Source organism: Noviherbaspirillum aerium, from assembly GCF_008929045.1.
In the GTDB taxonomy this organism is placed as follows: domain Bacteria; phylum Pseudomonadota; class Gammaproteobacteria; order Burkholderiales; family Burkholderiaceae_D; genus Noviherbaspirillum; species Noviherbaspirillum aerium.
This window is the reverse complement of record NZ_VFAH01000064.1, coordinates 1-2,122: the sequence shown is the minus strand read 5'-3', so window position 1 is coordinate 2,122 and position 2,122 is coordinate 1. Positions and strand designations below refer to the sequence as shown.

General features: G+C 50.9%; 2 tRNA genes and 2 rRNA genes. All 4 read left to right on the top strand.

The annotated features are described in order from the left end of the window. Positions 1-78 (top strand): 16S ribosomal RNA (locus FH061_RS30055); the annotation flags it as partial. Between the two features lie 75 nt (positions 79-153). Next, positions 154-230: transfer RNA gene (locus FH061_RS30050), tRNA-Val, on the top strand. Positions 231-289: 59 nt separating this feature from the next. Further along, positions 290-365: transfer RNA gene (locus tag FH061_RS30045), tRNA-Gly, on the top strand. 257 nt (positions 366-622) lie between these two features. Further along, positions 623-2,122: ribosomal RNA gene (locus FH061_RS30040) — 23S ribosomal RNA — on the top strand; the annotation flags it as partial.

The window sequence follows — 2,122 nt, the reverse complement described above, 5'->3', positions numbered from 1 at the left end:
ACCACGGTAGGATTCGTGACTGGGGTGAAGTCGTAACAAGGTAGCCGTATCGGAAGGTGCGGCTGGATCACCTCCTTTCTAGAGTAGGCTTGCCAAGTCAAGCGTTCACACTTATCGGTGTGTTGGTAAATAAAGCCAATAACTGCATAAAGCAGGTCTGTAGCTCAGCTGGTTAGAGCACTACCTTGACATGGTAGGGGTCGTTGGTTCGAGTCCAATCAGACCTACCACTTTATGTGATCGAAATATCAAACCTAAGTTGGTCGCAGTTGTCGAGCAATAGGACAAAGCGGGAATAGCTCAGTTGGTAGAGCGCAACCTTGCCAAGGTTGAGGTCGAGAGTTCGAGACTCTTTTCCCGCTCCATCAATTTAGGTTTGATCGTTTCGATCATGAGCTGTTTTGTTCTTTAACAATCTGGAAGAAGTAGTAAAGATTTATCAGTGGCACTGATGCCTTTGTGATGAGGGTATCGGTAAAACTGGTGGGTTGTGATTGTCATCAATCATATGTAGGAAAGAGTTCTCGCAGCAATGCGAGTAGTCTGGAATACGGCATATTCATACTCAAGCTCCATGACGTTTCTTTGCGCAGCACGCTGGGCAGAGAAGTCAACGTTATAGAGACAAGCGAATAAGTGCACATGGTGGATGCCTTGGCGATATCAGGCGATGAAGGACGCAGTAGCTTGCGATAAGCTGCGGGGAGCTGGCAAACAAGCTTTGATCCGCAGATTTCCGAATGGGGAAACCCGGCCCAATGGGTCATCGCATACTGAATACATAGGTATGCGAAGCGAACGCGGCGAACTGAAACATCTAAGTAGCTGCAGGAAAAGACATCAACCGAGATTCCCAAAGTAGTGGCGAGCGAAATGGGAACAGCCTGCAAGATTTAGCAGTACGGATAGTGGAACGACTTGGAAACGTCGGCCATAGAGGGTGATAGCCCCTTACGCGAAATCCGCATTGTGGAACTAGGCTTGCGACAAGTAGGGCGGGGCACGTGAAACCCTGTCTGAACATGGGGGGACCATCCTCCAAGGCTAAATACTCGATATCGACCGATAGTGAACCAGTACCGTGAGGGAAAGGCGAAAAGAACCCCGGAAGGGGAGTGAAATAGATCCTGAAACCGTGTGCATACAAACAGTAGGAGCCTCGCAAGGGGTGACTGCGTACCTTTTGTATAATGGGTCAGCGACTTACATTCAGTGGCAAGCTTAACCGTGTAGGGAAGGCGTAGCGAAAGCGAGTCCGAATAGGGCGATATAGTCGCTGGGTGTAGACCCGAAACCAGATGATCTACTCATGGCCAGGATGAAGGTGCCGTAACAGGTACTGGAGGTCCGAACCCACTAACGTTGAAAAGTTAGGGGATGCTGTGGGTAGGGGTGAAAGGCTAAACAAATCTGGAAATAGCTGGTTCTCTCCGAAAACTATTTAGGTAGTGCCTCAAGTATCACCACCGGGGGTAGAGCACTGTTATGGCTAGGGGGTCATCGCGACTTACCAACCCATTGCAAACTCCGAATACCGGTGAGTGCGAGCTTGGGAGACAGACGTCGGGTGCTAACGTCCGGCGTCAAGAGGGAAACAACCCAGACCGCCAGCTAAGGTCCCCAAGATTGGCTAAGTGGAAAACGAAGTGGGAAGGCTAAAACAGTCAGGAGGTTGGCTTAGAAGCAGCCATCCTTTAAAGAAAGCGTAATAGCTCACTGATCGAGTCGTCCTGCGCGGAAGATGTAACGGGGCTAAGCCAGTCACCGAAGCTGCGGATTTGTGCGTACTTGTACGTGCAGATGGTAGGAGAGCGTTCTGTAAGCCTGCGAAGGTGTGTTGTAAAGCATGCTGGAGGTATCAGAAGTGCGAATGCTGACATGAGTAGCGATAATGCGGGTGAAAGGCCCGCACGCCGTAAGCCCAAGGTTTCCTGTTCAACGTTCATCGGAGCAGGGTGAGTCGGCCCCTAAGGCGAGGCAGAGATGCGTAGCTGATGGGAAGCAGGTTAATATTCCTGCACCGTCGTTAGATGCGATGGGGGGACGGATCGCGGAAGGTTGTCCGGGTGTTGGATGTCCCGGTTTCTGTGTCAAAGAAGGTGCCTAGGCAAATCCGGGCACG